This window comes from Thiomicrorhabdus arctica DSM 13458 (assembly GCF_000381085.1).
Lineage (GTDB): Bacteria > Pseudomonadota > Gammaproteobacteria > Thiomicrospirales > Thiomicrospiraceae > Thiomicrorhabdus > Thiomicrorhabdus arctica.
The window spans coordinates 158,770-176,307 of record NZ_KB905902.1 but is presented as its reverse complement, the minus strand read 5'-3'; the positions used below and the strand labels follow the sequence as shown (position 1 = coordinate 176,307).

Annotated in this window: 7 protein-coding genes, 2 tRNA genes and 3 rRNA genes; all 12 read right to left on the bottom strand. The window is 45.0% G+C overall.

Annotation, left to right across the window (positions count from 1 at the left end; all coding sequences use genetic code 11):
• Window positions 1-52: 52 nt before the first annotated feature.
• Window positions 53-167, bottom strand: a 5S ribosomal RNA gene (rrf, locus tag F612_RS0111290).
• A gap of 205 nt (window positions 168-372) precedes the next feature.
• Window positions 373-3,241: ribosomal RNA gene (locus F612_RS0111285) — 23S ribosomal RNA — on the bottom strand.
• Window positions 3,242-3,709: 468 nt separating this feature from the next.
• Window positions 3,710-3,785: transfer RNA gene (locus F612_RS0111280), tRNA-Ala, on the bottom strand.
• Window positions 3,786-3,789: 4 nt separating this feature from the next.
• Window positions 3,790-3,866, bottom strand: a tRNA-Ile gene (locus F612_RS0111275).
• Window positions 3,867-3,939: 73 nt separating this feature from the next.
• A 16S ribosomal RNA gene (locus F612_RS12700) occupies window positions 3,940-5,485 on the bottom strand.
• Together the 16S, 23S and 5S rRNA genes with 2 tRNA genes alongside form the textbook arrangement of a ribosomal RNA operon.
• A gap of 697 nt (window positions 5,486-6,182) precedes the next feature.
• Entirely contained in the window at window positions 6,183-7,568 is a 1,386-nt protein-coding gene (locus F612_RS0111265) for a TolC family protein (protein WP_019557880.1), read from the bottom strand.
• Entirely contained in the window at window positions 7,565-10,747 is a 3,183-nt protein-coding gene (locus tag F612_RS0111260; protein WP_019557879.1) for an efflux RND transporter permease subunit, read from the bottom strand. Before F612_RS0111260 ends, F612_RS0111265 begins: the two co-directional genes overlap by 4 nt.
• A gap of 8 nt (window positions 10,748-10,755) precedes the next feature.
• Window positions 10,756-12,102 (bottom strand): efflux RND transporter periplasmic adaptor subunit, encoded by a 1,347-nt coding sequence (locus tag F612_RS0111255; RefSeq protein ID WP_019557878.1) that lies wholly within the window; start codon window positions 12,100-12,102, stop codon window positions 10,756-10,758.
• Between the two features lie 138 nt (window positions 12,103-12,240).
• A complete protein-coding gene (locus F612_RS12695) occupies window positions 12,241-12,618 on the bottom strand; it encodes a hypothetical protein (RefSeq protein WP_157760551.1) in 378 nt (125 codons plus the stop codon).
• A 93-nt stretch (window positions 12,619-12,711) separates the two neighbouring features.
• Window positions 12,712-13,323 carry a YigZ family protein gene (locus F612_RS0111250; protein WP_019557876.1) on the bottom strand — a complete coding sequence of 204 codons (612 nt, stop codon included), beginning with the start codon at window positions 13,321-13,323 and terminating at the stop codon, window positions 12,712-12,714.
• Window positions 13,320-16,412 (bottom strand): efflux RND transporter permease subunit, encoded by a 3,093-nt coding sequence (locus F612_RS0111245; protein ID WP_019557875.1) that lies wholly within the window; start codon window positions 16,410-16,412, stop codon window positions 13,320-13,322. The genes F612_RS0111250 and F612_RS0111245 overlap by 4 nt, the downstream gene beginning before the upstream one ends.
• Window positions 16,409-17,506, bottom strand: a complete 1,098-nt coding sequence (locus F612_RS0111240) for an efflux RND transporter periplasmic adaptor subunit (protein ID WP_019557874.1) — start codon at window positions 17,504-17,506, stop codon at window positions 16,409-16,411. Before F612_RS0111240 ends, F612_RS0111245 begins: the two co-directional genes overlap by 4 nt.
• Window positions 17,507-17,538 lie beyond the last annotated feature (32 nt).

Genomic DNA, 17,538 nt, shown 5'->3' with positions numbered 1-17,538 from the left:
ACCCAAAAAAAAACCCGCGAAGCCTAAGGCAACACGGGTTTTTAGAATATAAGCTTGGCAATGACCTACTCTCACATGGGAACTCCCACACTACCATCGGCGCTAAGACGTTTCACTACTGAGTTCGGAATGGGATCAGGTGGTTCCATCTCGCTATTGTCACCAAGCAATTTGGTACTAAGAGCGCAATCAGATTAATAAATCATCCACTCTCAATGTTCTTTTCAAGCGGCGTATCTTAAGACACGTCGCTCTCATTTGCAATAGATCTTATCGCTTTGTATATAGGTTATACACTCTTATATATCGATACACTCAAGGTATATCATGACTTACTTTTAGTCACGTACTCAAAAGTTACTTTTGAGTTGTATAGTTAAGCCTCACGGGTAATTAGTACAAGTTAGCTTCAAACATTACTGCTCTTCCACACCTTGCCTATCAACGTCATAGTCTCTAACGGCCCTTCAGAAGACTTAAAGTCTAGGGAAATCTAATCTTGGGGCAGGTTTCCCGCTTAGATGCTTTCAGCGGTTATCCTTTCCGAACGTAGCTACCGGGCAATGCCATTGGCATGACAACCCGAACACCAGCGGTTCGTCCACTCCGGTCCTCTCGTACTAGGAGCAGCCCCCCTCAAATTTCCAACGCCCACGGCAGATAGGGACCGAACTGTCTCACGACGTTCTAAACCCAGCTCGCGTACCACTTTAAATGGCGAACAGCCATACCCTTGGGACCGACTTCAGCCCCAGGATGTGATGAGCCGACATCGAGGTGCCAAACACCGCCGTCGATATGAACTCTTGGGCGGTATCAGCCTGTTATCCCCGGAGTACCTTTTATCCGTTGAGCGATGGCCCTTCCACACAGAACCACCGGATCACTAGAACCTGCTTTCGCACCTGCTCGACGTGTCAGTCTCGCAGTCAAGCACCCTTTTACTCTTGCGCTCATTGCACGATGTCCGACCGTGCTGAGGGTACCTTCGCGCTCCTCCGTTACTCTTTAGGAGGAGACCGCCCCAGTCAAACTACCCACCATACACTGTCCCTGACCAGGATTCACTGGCCTAGGTTAGAACCTCAATAATATCAGGGTGGTATTTCAAGATTGGCTCCACTCTAACTAGCGTTAAAGTTTCATAGCCTCCCACCTATCCTACACAGATAGTATCAAAGTCCAGTGCAAAGCTGTAGTAAAGGTTCACGGGGTCTTTCCGTCTAGCCGCGGGTACGCAGCATCTTAACTGCGATTTCAATTTCGCTGAGTCTCGGGTGGAGACAGTGTGGCCATCATTACGCCATTCGTGCAGGTCGGAACTTACCCGACAAGGAATTTCGCTACCTTAGGACCGTTATAGTTACGGCCGCCGTTTACCGGGGCTTCGATCAAGAGCTTCGCCGAAGCTAACCCCATCAATTAACCTTCCGGCACCGGGCAGGCGTCACACCGTATACGTCATCTTTCGATTTTGCACAGTGCTATGTTTTTAGTAAACAGTTGCAGCCACCATTTTATTGCAACCCCTCCTAGCTTAGAGAGCAAGTCTCATCACCGAGCGGGGCGTACCTTCTCCCGAAGTTACGGTACCATTTTGCCTAGTTCCTTCACCCGAGTTCTCTCAAGCGCCTTAGAATTCTCATCCCGACCACCTGTGTTGGTTTGGGGTACGATTATTTATTACCTGAAGCTTAGAAGCTTTTCTTGGAAGCATGGCATCAATCACTTCACCCAAAAAAGGGCTCGTCATCAATTCTCAGCATTAACAAGAGACCGGATTTGCCTAATCTCTCTGCCTACAATCTTAAACCTGGACAACCATCGCCAGGCTGATTTAGCCTACTCCGTCCCTCCATCGCAGTAATAAATAGTGCAGGAATATTAACCTGCTTCCCATCGACTACGCCTCTCGGCCTCGTCTTAGGGGTCGACTAACCCTACGTCGATTAACGTTGCGTAGGAAACCTTGGTCTTTCGGCGAGGGAGCTTTTCACTCCCTTTATCGCTACTCATGTCAGCATTCGCACTCGTGATACCTCCAGGACACCTTACAGTGCCCCTTCGCAGGCTTACACGACGCTCCTCTACCATGCACTATGTGCATCCGCATCTTCGGTATATTACTTAGCCCCGTTAAATCTTCGGCGCAGGCCGACTCGATCAGTGAGCTATTACGCTTTCTTTAAAGGGTGGCTGCTTCTAAGCCAACCTCCTGACTGTCTGAGCCTTCCCACATCCTTTCCCACTGAGTAATATTTAGGGACCTTAGATGGCGGTCTGGGTTGTTTCCCTCTTGACAACGGACGTTAGCACCCGCAGTCTGTCTCCCATGATTGCACTTCTAGGTATTCGGAGTTTGCAATGGGCTGCTAATCCTTGACGGACCGCTAGACCATAACAGTGCTCTACCCCCTAGAGTGATACATGAGGCACTACCTAAATAGTTTTCGAGGAGAACCAGCTATCTCCGGGCTTGATTAGCCTTTCACTCCGATCCACAGCTCATCTCCGCATTTTTCAACATACGTGAGTTCGGTCCTCCAGTACCTGTTACGGCACCTTCAACCTGGCCATGGATAGATCGCCCGGTTTCGGGTCTACACCATGCAACTAAATCGCCCATTTAAGACTCGGTTTCCCTACGGCTCCCCTATTCGGTTAACCTCGCTACATAATGTAAGTCGCTGACCCATTATACAAAAGGTACGCAGTCACAGAACAAGTCTGCTCCTACTGCTTGTACGTACACGGTTTCAGGTTCTATTTCACTCCCCTTCAGGGGTTCTTTTCGCCTTTCCCTCACGGTACTGGTTCACTATCGGTCAGAAGAGAGTATTTAGCCTTGGAGGGTGGTCCCCCCATGTTCAAACAGGATTTCTCGTGTCCCGTCCTACTCGATTTCACTGATAAAAGAATTTCGCATACAGGACTATCACCTTGTATCGTTGGACTTTCCAGACCATTCTACTATTCTTATACCAGCTTAAGGGCTGGTCCCCGTTCGCTCGCCGCTACTTAGGGAATCTCGGTTGATTTCTTTTCCTCCGGGTACTTAGATGTTTCAGTTCCCCGGGTTAGCCTCCCACTAGGGGATATCCATAATTGGATGGGTTTTCCCATTCGGAAATCCAGGGATCAATGCATGTTTACTGACTCCCCCTGGCTTATCGCAAGTTACTACGTCCTTCATCGCCTTCTTCTGCCTAGGCATCCACCGTGTACGCTTAGTCACTTAACTATACAACTCAAAAATAACCTTGTGCCTTTTGATTACAAAGTCTATTGAGTGTACGTAACTAAAAGTTTCGCTGTCATGATATACGCTTGAGTGTTCTCAATATATATATATGTATTTACCTATACTTTCTAGCATCATCATTCTTTTAAAGTACGGTTTAAATACCTTTAAAGAACTCCACTAGAAGCTTTGGCCACATGCCATTGGAAGGTGGCATGTGACACCTGAGTCGACAAAAGTCGGCGTCGTCTCAGGCTCTTCAACGATCGTCTAATAATTAACACATTTAAAAATGATTAATCTAGATAATCGCTAAGATCTATTCCAAATTTTTAAAGAACTTTCAGTTATTCCGGCTATCTATGACTTGCAAAGCAAGCGAAAAATAACCATCAATACAACTGTTAATCAACTCTCAACCTGTCTCTAACTAAGTAGAGAAGGTAAAAAACAGATTAACAGTAATATTGGTGGAGCTATGCGGGATCGAACCGCAGACCTCCTGCGTGCAAGGCAGGCGCTCTCCCAGCTGAGCTATAGCCCCAATATGGTGGGTCTGGGTGGATTTGAACCACCGACCTCACCCTTATCAGGGGTGCGCTCTAACCAACTGAGCTACAGACCCGGGTCGTTCATTTCATGATAATTCAGAGACAATTTATGTGAAAACTCACTCAAGCTCGCGACTTTTTCGTCTTAAAGGAGGTGATCCAGCCCCAGCTTCCGCTAGGGCTACCTTGTTACGACTTCACCCCAGTCATGAACCACAAAGTGGTAAGCGCCCTCCCGAAGGTTAAGCTACCTACTTCTTTTGCAATCCACTCCCATGGTGTGACGGGCGGTGTGTACAAGGCCCGGGAACGTATTCACCGCGGCATTCTGATCCACGATTACTAGCGATTCCGACTTCACGGAGTCGAGTTGCAGACTCCGATCCGGACTACGAGAGGTTTTTTGAGATTCGCTCACTATTGCTAGTTGGCAGCTCTTTGTACCCCCCATTGTAGCACGTGTGTAGCCCATCCCATAAGGGCCATGATGACTTGACGTCGTCCCCACCTTCCTCCGGTTTATCACCGGCAGTCTCATTAGAGTTCTCAACTAAATGTTAGCAACTAATGATAAGGGTTGCGCTCGTTGCGGGACTTAACCCAACATCTCACGACACGAGCTGACGACAGCCATGCAGCACCTGTCACTGCGTTCCCGAAGGCACCAATCTATCTCTAGAAAGTTCGCAGGATGTCAAGGGATGGTAAGGTTCTTCGCGTTGCATCGAATTAAACCACATGCTCCACCGCTTGTGCGGGCCCCCGTCAATTCCTTTGAGTTTTAATCTTGCGACCGTACTCCCCAGGCGGTCAACTTATCGCGTTAGCTTCGTTACTAATCCTTTTAATAGGACCAACAACTAGTTGACATCGTTTACGGCGTGGACTACCGGGGTATCTAATCCCGTTCGCTACCCACGCTTTCGCACCTCAGCGTCAGTTTTAGGCCAGGAAGTCGCCTTCGCCACTGATGTTCCTCCAGATATCTACGCATTTCACTGCTACACCTGGAATTCCACTTCCCTCTCCTAAACTCTAGATTACCAGTATCAGATGCAGTTCCTAGGTTGAGCCCAGGGCTTTCACAACTGACTTAATAATCCGCCTACGCGCGCTTTACGCCCAGTAATTCCGAATAACGCTTGCACCCTCTGTATTACCGCGGCTGCTGGCACAGAGTTAGCCGGTGCTTCTTCTAAAGTTAACGTCAAACTAAGCAGGTATTAACTACTTAATCTTCCTCACAATTGAAAGTGCTTTACAACCCTCGGGCCTTCTTCACACACGCGGTATGGCTGCATCAGACTTTCGTCCATTGTGCAATATTCCCCACTGCTGCCTCCCGTAGGAGTCTGGGCCGTGTCTCAGTCCCAGTGTGGCTGATCATCCTCTCAAACCAGCTAGAGATCGTCGCCTTGGTGAGCCATTACCTCACCAACTAGCTAATCTCACGCGGGCTCATCCTATAGCGAAACCTTTCAAGAAGAGGGCTCCTTTACTCCGTAGAGCATATTCGGTATTAGCGTACGTTTCCATACGTTGTCCCCAACTATAGGGTAGATTCCCACGCGTTACTCACCCGTCCGCCACTCGACGCCTAGAAAAGCAAGCTTCTCTATCGTTTCCGTCCGACTTGCATGTGTTAAGCCTACCGCCAGCGTTCATTCTGAGCCAGGATCAAACTCTTCAGTTTAATCTTGCTTAGTATATTTATAACGAGCACTTCTGCTCTAACACTCGGAATTGACAAGATTTTGCATGGAAGGATTACTCCTACCTGATATTTGCATATCTACATAATTTTGTCGTTTTCGAGATTTTTTATATCGTCACTCACTTAAGGAGTTTCCACATAAATTATCTCTGAATTACCTGATTTTTAAAGAACTTAGGTCTCTTCGGGAAAGTGAAGCAACTACGTTGCTTTTCTCCCCGGTAAGCCGCTTATTATAAGGGGGTTTGAACTTCTTTGTCAATTATTATTTTCAAAGATTTTAAACCCGATCCGAAGATCTCTCATAACAAACGGGCCGGAACAAACGACTTAAAAGTGTGTTTGCTTCGGAACGGGGCGTATTCTATCGAATCTCGCAAACTACGCAAGTCTTTTTTGATTCTTTTTACTATTTTTTTACTTTTTAATGACATTTGAACTAAACACGCCACCGAGACCATCGGTCATAGACATTTTATCCACAGCTTTATTGACAAAATGATACGTTTACTTACTATGCGTTCAGTACTCTGAAACTCATTCAAAACTAAACCCTATCTCTACGACTAATAATAATGATGACCTATATTGTTTCAAAATTAATTGTATTGATCTTTATAAATCTGCTGCGGGATTGGCAAGAGTCAGTTGAGATGAAAAACCAAAACCCTCTAAACTACTGTGCTTGGGCAAGATGACCTGTCACCCATTGCAGTTGCCACCAATATTGCCATAACTTAGCTTTTAATATTGGAATGGTTTTTTCAGCTGTATGCAGATCACTGTATGCTTTTAGAAGATCCATCATATTTCTATTGCCAGTACTCATGCCGCTTTCAATCGCTTGAATGGCTTGCTTATTTGATTCAATGGCTTTCTGCAACAATGACAACTGCTGTATACCTAGGTCATATGAGACCTGAGCTTGTTGAGCAACCCTAATAATTTTATTTATCAGTATGTCTTTTTTCGTTTCGATCTGTTGCTTACTCGCTTTAGTTTTAGATATTTTGGCTTCGGTTCTCCCTGAAAGGTAAATTGGTATTCTAATTTGCACCCCCCCTTTTAAACCTTGCATATCATCATAATAATGTCCATTACTGTCATTGTAGATATAAGACGTAAACAACTCTACCTGCGGACCATCACTCAACTTTTCAACTTTAACTTGCTTACCGATCAGACTAATTTGATTATCAGCTTCCATAATGGCGGGATTATGACTGATTAAATCTGTCCAGGCCTGATCATTCTTACTGATGTTTTTACTCGGTAAATGAGTGAACCTTTTTGGTAAGGTATTCCGTCTAGTAAATCCACTCATATCAAATGAACTATTCACCAACTCCGTTAGTTTAAAATACACGTTCTCCATCTTCTGTTGAACTGCAATTTGGCGTGCTCTTATGTTGTCTATTTTGGCCTGTATTTCAGTCAGGTCATTTAAGTCTTGATAACCTAACTGAAAACGGCTTTTGGACTGTTCAAGTAGACCCAAATAGGTCTGTCGCTCCTTTCCTAAAAAATCCCACTCTGCTTGCTGTTGCCAGTATTCATAATACTGCATTGCAATCTCAAGCAGAATGTCTTGTTGGCTAATTTTAACGGCTTGTTTTGCAACTTCCAAAGCCTGTTTGGACACGTCAGTACGCGCTTTTATCTCCGGTTGATAGAGAGGATAACTTGCTCTAAGTTGATTAGCCGTTCGTCCAAACTCTTTTTCTTTGCCCCAAGAGTAACTTAATTCAGAAATAAGCTGTACGGTTGGACCCCCTTCACTTCGTGAAAGGTCGAATTGATACCCGTTTATATCAATGTCCGATTTAGCCATTTCTATATTAGGGTTGTGCGCAAGTGCGAGTGTAAAAAGCTCTTTCAGCTGAGGATCTATCGAGGACTCAGTCTCAGCCATTCCAAGCGCGGGAATGGCTAGAAAAGTCGCGAAACTTAATGCCCAAACCCCCTTTAAGAAAGAGCGACTATTGAGTATCGATCTCAATAAACATTGCTTTTTTGAATGACTCATCAACGTGTGTGTTGAACTATTGGCTAATTCCTTCATGATTTAACTCCTGCACTGTTTTCAGTTGGAACATTTTTGTTTGCCTTTGAAAATAGACGCCTGCTATAGACCAAGTAAATGAGGACGGGGATTAACACCATAGAGACAATAGGCGCAGTAATCATACCGCCAATCATTGGCACGGCAATGCGTTGCATGACTTCTGAACCTGTTCCTGAACCATACATAATAGGCAGTAAACCCACGACAATGACCAAGACGGTCATAGCCTTAGGGCGTACTCGTTGTACCGCTCCTTGCATAATGGCGGCTTTCAATTGCGTTTTAGTATTTAATCGATTTTCTTTCATTGCCAGTTGAATGGCTTGTTTTAAATACAGCATCATGACCACACCAAATTCGGCCGCTACACCGCCCAGAGCAATCATACCGACTGCCACAGCAACAGAGTAATCATAATTTAGCCACCAAATAGACCAAACCGAACCTAATAAGGCAAACGGTACCACGCCCAATATCAATATTGATTCCGTCACATCTTTAAATATCAAATACAGCAATACAAAAATAATCAACAAGGCAAACGGCACTATCTTTTGTAAGGTAGCCTGCGCTTTTAGAAGATACTCATACTGTCCCGTCCAATTGACGCTCACCCCAGGTGGAAAATCGATTTTATCTAACACAACTTGTTGTGCCGATTCGACATAACCTCCAAGATCAACGTTCGGTTTTAAATCGACAAATGTCCAACCATTTAAGCGGGCATTTTCTGATTTGATCATCGGCGGGCCCATCACGATAGAGACATCGGCAACTTGACCTAATTGAAGTTGTGTACCCTGTAGGGTCACAATCGGCAATAATTTGAGTTGCTGCACCGAATCACGCCACGTTTGCGGATAACGCAAGTTCATCGTGTAACGTTCTCGACCTTCAAGCGTGGTTTGCAAAACCTTCCCGCCCACAGAGGTGGAAATGACATCCGCTAATTCGCCCATATTCATGCCATAGCGTGCCATTTGATTACGATTTGGCACAATATCAATATAACGCCCACCTTTCGCTCTATCAGAATAGACAGAGGCTGTACCAGGGAGTTTCTTTAAAACCCCTTCAATATCTTGACCAACCTGTTGAATCTGGGCCAAGTTATCACCCGATACTTTAATGCCAATTGGCGTCTTTATCCCCGTAGACAACATATCAATACGTGTTTTAATTGGCTGGACCCAAGCATTAGTGAGTCCTGGAAAGTGTACCTTTTTGTCTAATTCGGCTATCACTTTTTCTAAGGTCATTCCAGGACGCCACTCGGATTTATCTTTAAATTGGATTGTGGTTTCAATCATGGTTAAAGGGGCTGGGTCCGTCGCGGTATCAGCATGTCCAATCTTGCCAAAAACAGATTTCACTTCAGGTAAGGTTTTAATCAGAGCATCCGTTTGTTGTAACAAAACTTGGGCTTGACCGATGGACAGGCCTGGTAGTGTGGTTGGCATATACAATAAATCACCCTCTTCCAACTCAGGCATAAACTCACTGCCTATCTGCTGCCAGGGATAAACAATAGTGACAAGCAACAACACAGCAAACAACAACACCATTTTGGGCCAATTTAAAAGCCGGCTCAATATCGGTTTATACCCAGCAATCAATACTCTGTTAATCGGGTTAGAAGACTCTTTTGGCAACTTACCTCTCACAAAGTAACCGATTAAAACGGGCACTAAACTAATCGCCAAACCCGCCGCCACTGCCATGGCTAAGGTTTTAGTCAAAGCCAACGGCGTGAAGAGACGACCGGCCTGCTCTTGCAGGGCAAAAATAGGCATAAAACTCACGGCAATGATTAACAGCGATAAAAACAGTGGCAAACCCACCTCTTTGGCTGAATTCAGGACTAAAGTCCAGTGCTCTTCACCTTGCGCGTATTTTCCCGTTTGTCGAAAGTGGGCTTCTAAATGTTTGTGCGCGTTCTCAATCATCACAATAGAGGCATCCACCATTGTTCCAATCGCGATAGCAATTCCACCTAAACTCATAATATTGGCCGAGACACCCATCTGTTCAATAATTATGAATGCCCCTAAAATGCCTAAAGGTAAGGAGATAACTGCAACCAGTGCAGAGCGTAAATGCATTAAAAACAGTAAAGAGATCAAAGCGACCACTAACATCTCTTCCATTAATTTACTGGTGAGCGTATCCACTGAACGATTGATTAAACCTGCACGATTATAGACCTCAACTAACTCGACACCTTTAGGCAGGCCAGGTTTTAAGAGCGCGATTTTTTGTTTTACGGCTTCAATCACCTTCAAAGCATTTTCACCGGAACGCATTACGACGATTCCGCCAACCACCTCTCCTTCACCATTCAAGTCAGCAATCCCACGCCTGGGTTTACTGCCTAACTTTACCGAGGCAATGTCTTTTAACAAAACAGGTGTAAGATTATCAGACATCAATCCCACGGGAACCGCTTGCAAATCCTCAATACTCGAGACATAACCTTTTAAAGCTACCATATACTCCGCTTCGGCTTGTTCAATGACCGAAGCACCCATTTCAATCGAGCTATTTTTAATTGCATTCTGAATCTGCTGTAACGGTAGGTTATATGCTCTTAATTTATTAGGATCCACCACGACTTGGTATTGCTTAACCATGCCACCGACAGACGCGACTTCCGACACACCAGGCACAGACTGCAATTCATACTTTAAAAACCAATCTTGCAGTGTTCTCAATTGTGCTAAATCTGTGTGGCCAGTACTGTCCTTCAATGCATATTGATATACCCACCCGACACCAGAAGCATCTGGCCCCAAGGTTGGTAACACCCCTGCCGGCAAATCGGCGGTTACTTGACTTAGATATTCCAATACTCTTGATCGAGCCCAATACGGATCGGTGCCGTCTTCAAATAAGACGTACACATAAGAGTCGCCAAAAAATGAGTACCCACGTACCGCTTTAGACTTAGGCACCGACATCATTAAATTGGAGATGGGGTACGTTACCTGATCTTCAATAACTTGCGGAGTTTGCCCTGCGAACGAAGTTTTAATAATGACTTGAACGTCCGATAAATCTGGAATGGCATCTAAAGGCGTCTTTTGAAAAGCCATCCAACCCCAAATGGCAATGGCAAGGCTCATCAATAAAATCAACACTCGGTTACGGATTGAGTAGGTTATTATGTGATTAATCATATGATCTCCTACTCTTTTTCGTCAGTTGAAAGCAGACGTCTTAAATTACTCTGTATCTGACTCTCAGAATCAATTAAAAACTGTCCCGACAAGACAATAGTTTGGCCGGCGTTTAAACCCGAGCTGACTTCTACGATATTATCACTTTGCATGCCAGTAGTAATTTCCACCGATTTAAAGGAACCAGAATCCGTTTTAACAACCACCCGTTTGTTCTTGCCATCGTCAATAATCGCCTCTAAAGGAATCGCCAGTACATTATGTTTTGGACCGGCATAAAGCTCAACATCCATAAACTGATTTGGTTTTAATAGTTGATCCTCATTAATAACAGGTAAACGAACGGTAAGCGCTTGTGTTTTTAGGTCAGTTTCAGGATAGATGTAACTAACCGCACTTTCCCAGCGACGTCCTGGTTGGGCATCTGTCGTTAGGTTAGAAGTCACTCCTGTTTTTATCCAGGCCTGCTGTAACGGCAAGATTTCTGCTTCGACCCAAACAGTGGAGAGATCGACAATACTCATTAATCTAGTGTTGGGCTGTATATACATTCCCTCTTGCACCGATAGACCGGTGATAATACCGGACTGAGGTGCGTAAATAGGGACTTTGTGAATAACCTTTCGCTGGCGTTTAATTTGTTGAATCACCGTTGCATTCAAACCCAGTAGTTCTAATCGTATCTTAGCTGATTTAATTAAAGTGGCTGCAGAATTGCCTAAACGCTTTCGACTCTGAATAACCTGCAAAAAATCTTGCTGTGCAGAGACGATTTCAGGAGAGTACAAACGGTAAAGCAAAGCCCCCTTCTCAATCGATTCACCATTGGCTCTCACCTGCAAATCACTCATCCAACCCGATGCACGTGGGTGAATATGAATTAATTTAGATTCATCCATAACGACTTTTCCGAACGTCGGAATGAATTTCCAGAGTGTGGTTTTTTGAACTTCCGTGGTACGAATGGCTAAACCTAAAGATAAGCCTTTAACGCCAGAAGCGGAATTAGAAATACTGATTTTCGGTGCGCCGCTCGACTGTTTAAACGTTTGCTTGACTAAGTCCATACCACAAATAGGGCAAACGCCTTCGTGGTCGCGAATAATCTGCGGATGCATCGGACAGACATACTTAAACTGAGCTGGCGCAGAGTCTATTGTGGATGCCTCCAGGCCGGGTAATTGAGCCGTTTCTTCTGTCGCAATAGGAGCATGTCCATCGTCTGCACTGTGAACCACCTCCTCAGCCGCGACCACTGGAGAAACAATAGATGAGAGCACAACCGTAGCCACGCTTATAAATAATACCAACAACAAAGCGGTTAAACGCTTTGGAACAAAAACAGAATACTGCATCGTAAATCCTTATAAATCTGCTGACTTCTTACTACTGGCTTTAGACTATAAACCAAAGCATTATTGAGAAGACAAATCAGTTTAAAACACACAAAAACACACAAGAGGCATTAATAAAAATACCTTACAAATAGGGCGTTAAAGGATTTTGGGAGGACGTTGCTCTTGCGCGAGAATAGCGCTGGTCAGGATAACGGACTTAACCGCGATAGACTGGCTGTGATGAATGGGAACCACAGTATTTGAATGGGGTAACATAGCGACTGAAAGGTGCATGTTGGCGCAGTGTCCATTATCACAATGACAATCACCAAAACAGTAGGGACAATAAGCGTGGTTAACAGCAGCTTGTGAAGCCTTAGGGGACAAAGAAGGACAGCACTCATGTGATGCCATCGTATGCATCATAGGGCTACCTAGTTCAGCAGGAATGGTATTTGAAACAGGCGTGACACCCGCCCACGCAGTCGCGAGGGAGGAAAACAGTAGAATGAGTGCCATTGAATAAAATTTCATAGTTATTATTATGGGCTTTTTGTAAAAACTTTGCAAGCTAACGACTCTTCAGTACCATGCCCAACCATCATACTCTTAGAGTTTTGAAGATTGCTATTCGTGAACTAACTTAAAAGAACACTGAATTGACTCAAGTTGTTCAATGAAATTTTGGGTTTTATCCTGCGGTATGCGTAGCTGCATCTGTACTTTTTGGGTGTAATTCACTTCATTTACGCTCCCTTCTACCTGGGTAGTCCAATGACGAACCTGCTGTTCTAAGGCAAAATCACATTCAATATGAATACCCTCCATTAGGACTTGTTGCTCTGTAGGCAAAATTTCCATCACCGCCTGCGCGGCTTGACTATAAGCTCGGGTTAATCCGCCCGCGCCTAACTTAATCCCCCCAAAATAACGCACTACGATAATCATGACATCCAAAATTCCCTTGTGATTAAGCACATTCAAGATTGGTTTACCGGCAGTACCCGATGGTTCGCCATCATCCCCCATACCAGCATTGGTGGCGCAATGGGGATGACCGACCATATAAGCCCAGCAGTGATGCCGAGCATCCGGGTATTCGGTCTTGATTTGCGTCAACCAAATCATGCCTGCTTCACGTGAAACGATATGCCGAGCATATGCAATGAAACGACTTTTTTTGATCATGATTTCAGTAAAAGCTTGTTCAGTGGGTACCGGATAGTTCATCTGGCTCATTGAGGCAGTTTCACTTTAAACCAAAGAGAATAGAGCGCGGGTAAAAACAGCAGCGTTAAAATGGTGCCCACACCGATACCCCCAATCAATACAAAGGCCATCGGCCCCCAGAAAGTCGAGGTTGTCAGTGGTATAAACGCTAACATCGCTGCAATGGCTGTTAAAAGGACTGGTCGAGCACGCCGAATAGTGGCATCAATTACCGCCTCACTTGGCTTAAAGCCTTGCTTTAGATGATCATCAATCTGCCCGGTAAGAATCAGCGTATTACGCATTAAAATGCCCGCTAAACCGATTAAGCCCAAGTTGGCCACAAACCCAAATGGTTGATTAAACAGGGTCATTGCCAATACCGCACCGATCAAACCTAAAGGCGCGGTGACAATCACCATAAAGAGGCTGCTAAAAGACTTCACCAATAACATAATGAGCAGAGTCATTCCCAAAATCATCAAGGGTACCTTTGCTTTAATCGAATCTTGTGCCTTGCTCGACTCTTCAACTGAACCTCCCACATCAACGCGGTAACCATAGGGCAAGGCATCCAGTAACGGCTGCATTTGCGCTTGAATCAATTGTGTTGCCACAGGCGGTTGCATCCCTGGAATGACATTGCTATTGACGGCAATAAACAGCTCTCGATTTCTGCGTTCAAGCAGGGGTTCTTCGTAAACGACATCAAGCTTGGCAACCTGTTCTAATGGTAAGCTTTTACCAAGCTTAGTCTTAATCAACAAGTTCCCTAACTCATCGACATTAAAACGACTGGCTTTATCGGCTCGCATGACCACACTCACCGTACGAATTTGCTCACGTACTTGTACAACTGGCACACCTTGTAACTGAGCTTGCAGTTGCCCAGTGACATCCTGTAGGGTTAAACCCAATTGCATCAAACGTGTTCTATCGACGTTCAGATTTATAGTTGGGACACGATCTCCCCATTGCAAGTGCGGATCAAGTGCAAAGTCCTGCTGGCCAATCAGCGTTTTTAATTGGTTGGCAATACGACGTAACTCATTGGCATCGGGTCCCACCACTCTAAAGGTAACAGGCCAAACGACGGGCGGTCCGAACAGTAATGAATGCACTCTGACACGTGCTTCAGGGAACATGCCTTCCTGCACCTGTTGTTGTAACTTAACCTGTAAACGATCACGAGCTGCCGCATCTTGGGTGACAATGATAATTTTGGCGAAGGCTGGATTCGGTAGCTCAGGGTTTAATGCTAAGAAGAATCGGGGAGCGCCGCGTCCTACATAAGATGAGAGCGACTTAACCTCTTTCTGCCCATTAATCAGTGCTTCAAACCGTTTGGTGACCGCATCGGTGACGTTAATGCCTGTGCCTTCAGGAAGATAGATATCGACCATCAGTTCAGGACGGTCTGAACTTGGAAAGAACTGTTTCACCACCACCTTATTCATGCCGATGACAGATATAATGAAAACGGCCAACGTTAACAAAACGACGAGCAATTTATGGCGAACACATCCCGTAATGACTTTTCTTAAAAAACGATAAAACCGTGTGTCATAAATGCTCGCAGCTGCCACTGAACTCTCAGACGTATTGTCAGCGGATTTGTGCGAGATGTTCTTCAATAACTTAACGCCAAGATAAGGCGTAAAGTAGACGGCAACAACCCAAGAGGAGATGAGCGCAATCCCTAAGACCCAAAAAATATTACCGGCATATTCGCCAACGCGAGATTCTGCTAAACCAATTGGCACAAACCCGACGACGGTGACTAAAGTACCGACTAACATCGGTGCAGCTGTCACGGTCCAAGAGTAAGCAGCGGCTTTGACTTTATCCATGCCCTCTTCCATTTTGACGAGCATCATCTCTATTGCAATAATCGCATCATCCACCAGTAAACCTAGGGAAATAATCAAGGCACCTAAGGTAATTCGGTCAAAGTTCAAACCTTGCAGGTACATAAACAGAAAAGTCATCGCTAACGTCAACGGCACGGCTAAAGCCACGATTAAACCGGCACGTAACCCCAGGGCGATAAGACTGACAAACAGTACCACAGCCAAAGCCGTGACAAACTTTACCTGAAAGGTGCTGACAGCACCATGAATGGCATCGGCCTGATTGGTAATCTTGTCTAAGGTCACACCCAAAGGCAGTTGATGTTGATAATCGGCTTCAAAAGCGATTAAATTTTTCTCTAATTCGAGACCATCAGTTGAGGGTGACATCACGACCCCTAAAATCAGTGCTTCTTGACCTTTATCTCTAACGAGAAAGCTTGGTGGGCTTTCATAACCGCGCGTCACTTTCGCCAGCTCTTGTAGAGCAACCACCTGGCCCCCCAGTAGAATTGGCAGTGTTTTAATGTGTTCAACAGTATCGGCAGAAAGCGATGATTCTCGTTTAGTGCGCAGATACAAACGCGGTCCTGCGGTTTCAATAAAACCTGCATCGGTCACACTTAATTGTGCGTTAATTGCTTTCTGAACACTTGCCAGGTCAAATCCTTGTAAAGCAAGGGAGTCTTGATTGATATCAATATAGATACGTTGTGGCCGTTCACCAATCAAAGTGACTTTTTTAACACCCTGTACCTGACGCAAAGCGATCTGCATTTTGTCCGCTTCCAGTACCAATTTTTCTTGCGGCCACTCGGGTGCGGTCAAACTATAAAGCGTAAAGAAAACATCTTCAAAATCGTCATTAAAGATGGGGCCTTGTACACCTTTTGGTAGAGACAAAGCCGCGTCACCTAAACGCTTACGCACTTGGTAATACAACTCTTGAGAGATACCTTTGGGTGTGTTTTCAGCAAAACTGACAATCATGTCTACTTGGCCCGCACGTGACTTGGTTTCTACGCGGTCAAAGTAGAGAATTTCTTCGAGTTTTTTCTCTAATGGGTCGGCGACTTGATCTTGCATTTCTTGCGCAGTCGCACCGGGCCAACTCGCACTGACTAGCATGGTATTTAAATTAAACGTTGGGTCTTCCGCACGTCCCATACTCAAAAAGGCATAGATGCCTGCAATGGCAATAATTAAAATAAAATACAGTGTCAAAGAACGTTCTTTCACCGCATAGGCAGAGACATTCCAACGATTCATTCTGCTGACTCCCGTACCCGCTGTCCTTCACTCAAAAGGTGCACGCCTAACGTAACAATGCTTTTCACCTTGCTAAAATCACCGTCCACGGCACTTATCCAAGCGAAAGATTCGGATAAAGAACTCACTTTAACGGCTTTTCTATAAACTTTACCTTGCTTGACGATCCAGACAGAGACAAAATCGCCCTGCTCATACAGTGCGCTGTTTGGCACTTTGACTAAATTAGATAACTCAGAAAAGGTAAGTTTGGCCGTCTGCCCCAAACTTAAATCGTCAATTCCCGATGAAGTTTTCATCGTGGCATCTTCAACAATAGAGTGCAATGTGTATCGAGCCTCCCAAGTACGACTCAGCGGATCAGCTTCCAGCGCCAACTCTCTTAACGTTGCCGTGAATGGTTGCGTTGAACCTGACACACTGACCTCTGCTTTTTCAGGCACATTCTGCAGACGACTCTCTGGAATCTGCACACTCACTTCACGATGCCCTGTCAATGCAATTTTGGCAACCGGTTGACCGGCTGCGACCACTTCACCGACTTCTGTTTGAATGCTTAATACCTTACCCAGGCCTGGTGACTTTAAAACGGTGTAATTCAATTGGTTTTGCGCTTGTTGAACTTGTAAACGTAGTGTACTTAATTTTGCCTCTAACACGGTCACCTGATTTTCGGCCTGATCAACCGCTTGCTGAGAGGTTAAGTGTCGTTTAATGAGTTTTTTGAGCCGGGAGAGTTCAGATATAGCGAATGCTATATCTGATTGAGTCGACTTTACATTCGTCATCGCGACATGACGTGTCAATTCAAAGTCGCGTGGCTCCAAACGATAGAGCACTTGATTCTTGGTGATGGTATCACCAAGATTAATCTCTCTTTGAATGACTTTACCATTCACTTGAAAGGCCAATTCAGATAAATAGCGTGCCGTTATCGTGCCGGTTAATTGCCATTGCTGTTGTTGCTCGGCCGTGGATAAGACCATTGTTTTGACAATCGGCACAATAGACGAGGATTCAGTAGGCGTTTTTTCACACCCTGTTAGGAGTACGCTCAGGAGAATTACTCCTGCTAACAACTGATCTAGCCTCATACCTCACCCCTTGTTTCTTTAAATGAACACTC

Excerpts from the sequence above, each read along its gene's own strand:
- F612_RS0111265 (WP_019557880.1), bottom strand. The coding sequence starts at position 7,568 with ATGAAGGAATTAGCCAATAGTTCAACACACACGTTGATGAGTCATTCA.
- F612_RS0111260 (WP_019557879.1), bottom strand. The coding sequence starts at position 10,747 with ATGATTAATCACATAATAACCTACTCAATCCGTAACCGAGTGTTGATT.
- F612_RS0111255 (WP_019557878.1), bottom strand. The coding sequence starts at position 12,102 with ATGCAGTATTCTGTTTTTGTTCCAAAGCGTTTAACCGCTTTGTTGTTG.
- F612_RS12695 (WP_157760551.1), bottom strand. The coding sequence starts at position 12,618 with ATGAAATTTTATTCAATGGCACTCATTCTACTGTTTTCCTCCCTCGCG.
- F612_RS0111250 (WP_019557876.1), bottom strand. The coding sequence starts at position 13,323 with ATGAGCCAGATGAACTATCCGGTACCCACTGAACAAGCTTTTACTGAA.
- F612_RS0111245 (WP_019557875.1), bottom strand. The coding sequence starts at position 16,412 with ATGAATCGTTGGAATGTCTCTGCCTATGCGGTGAAAGAACGTTCTTTG.
- F612_RS0111240 (WP_019557874.1), bottom strand. The coding sequence starts at position 17,506 with ATGAGGCTAGATCAGTTGTTAGCAGGAGTAATTCTCCTGAGCGTACTC.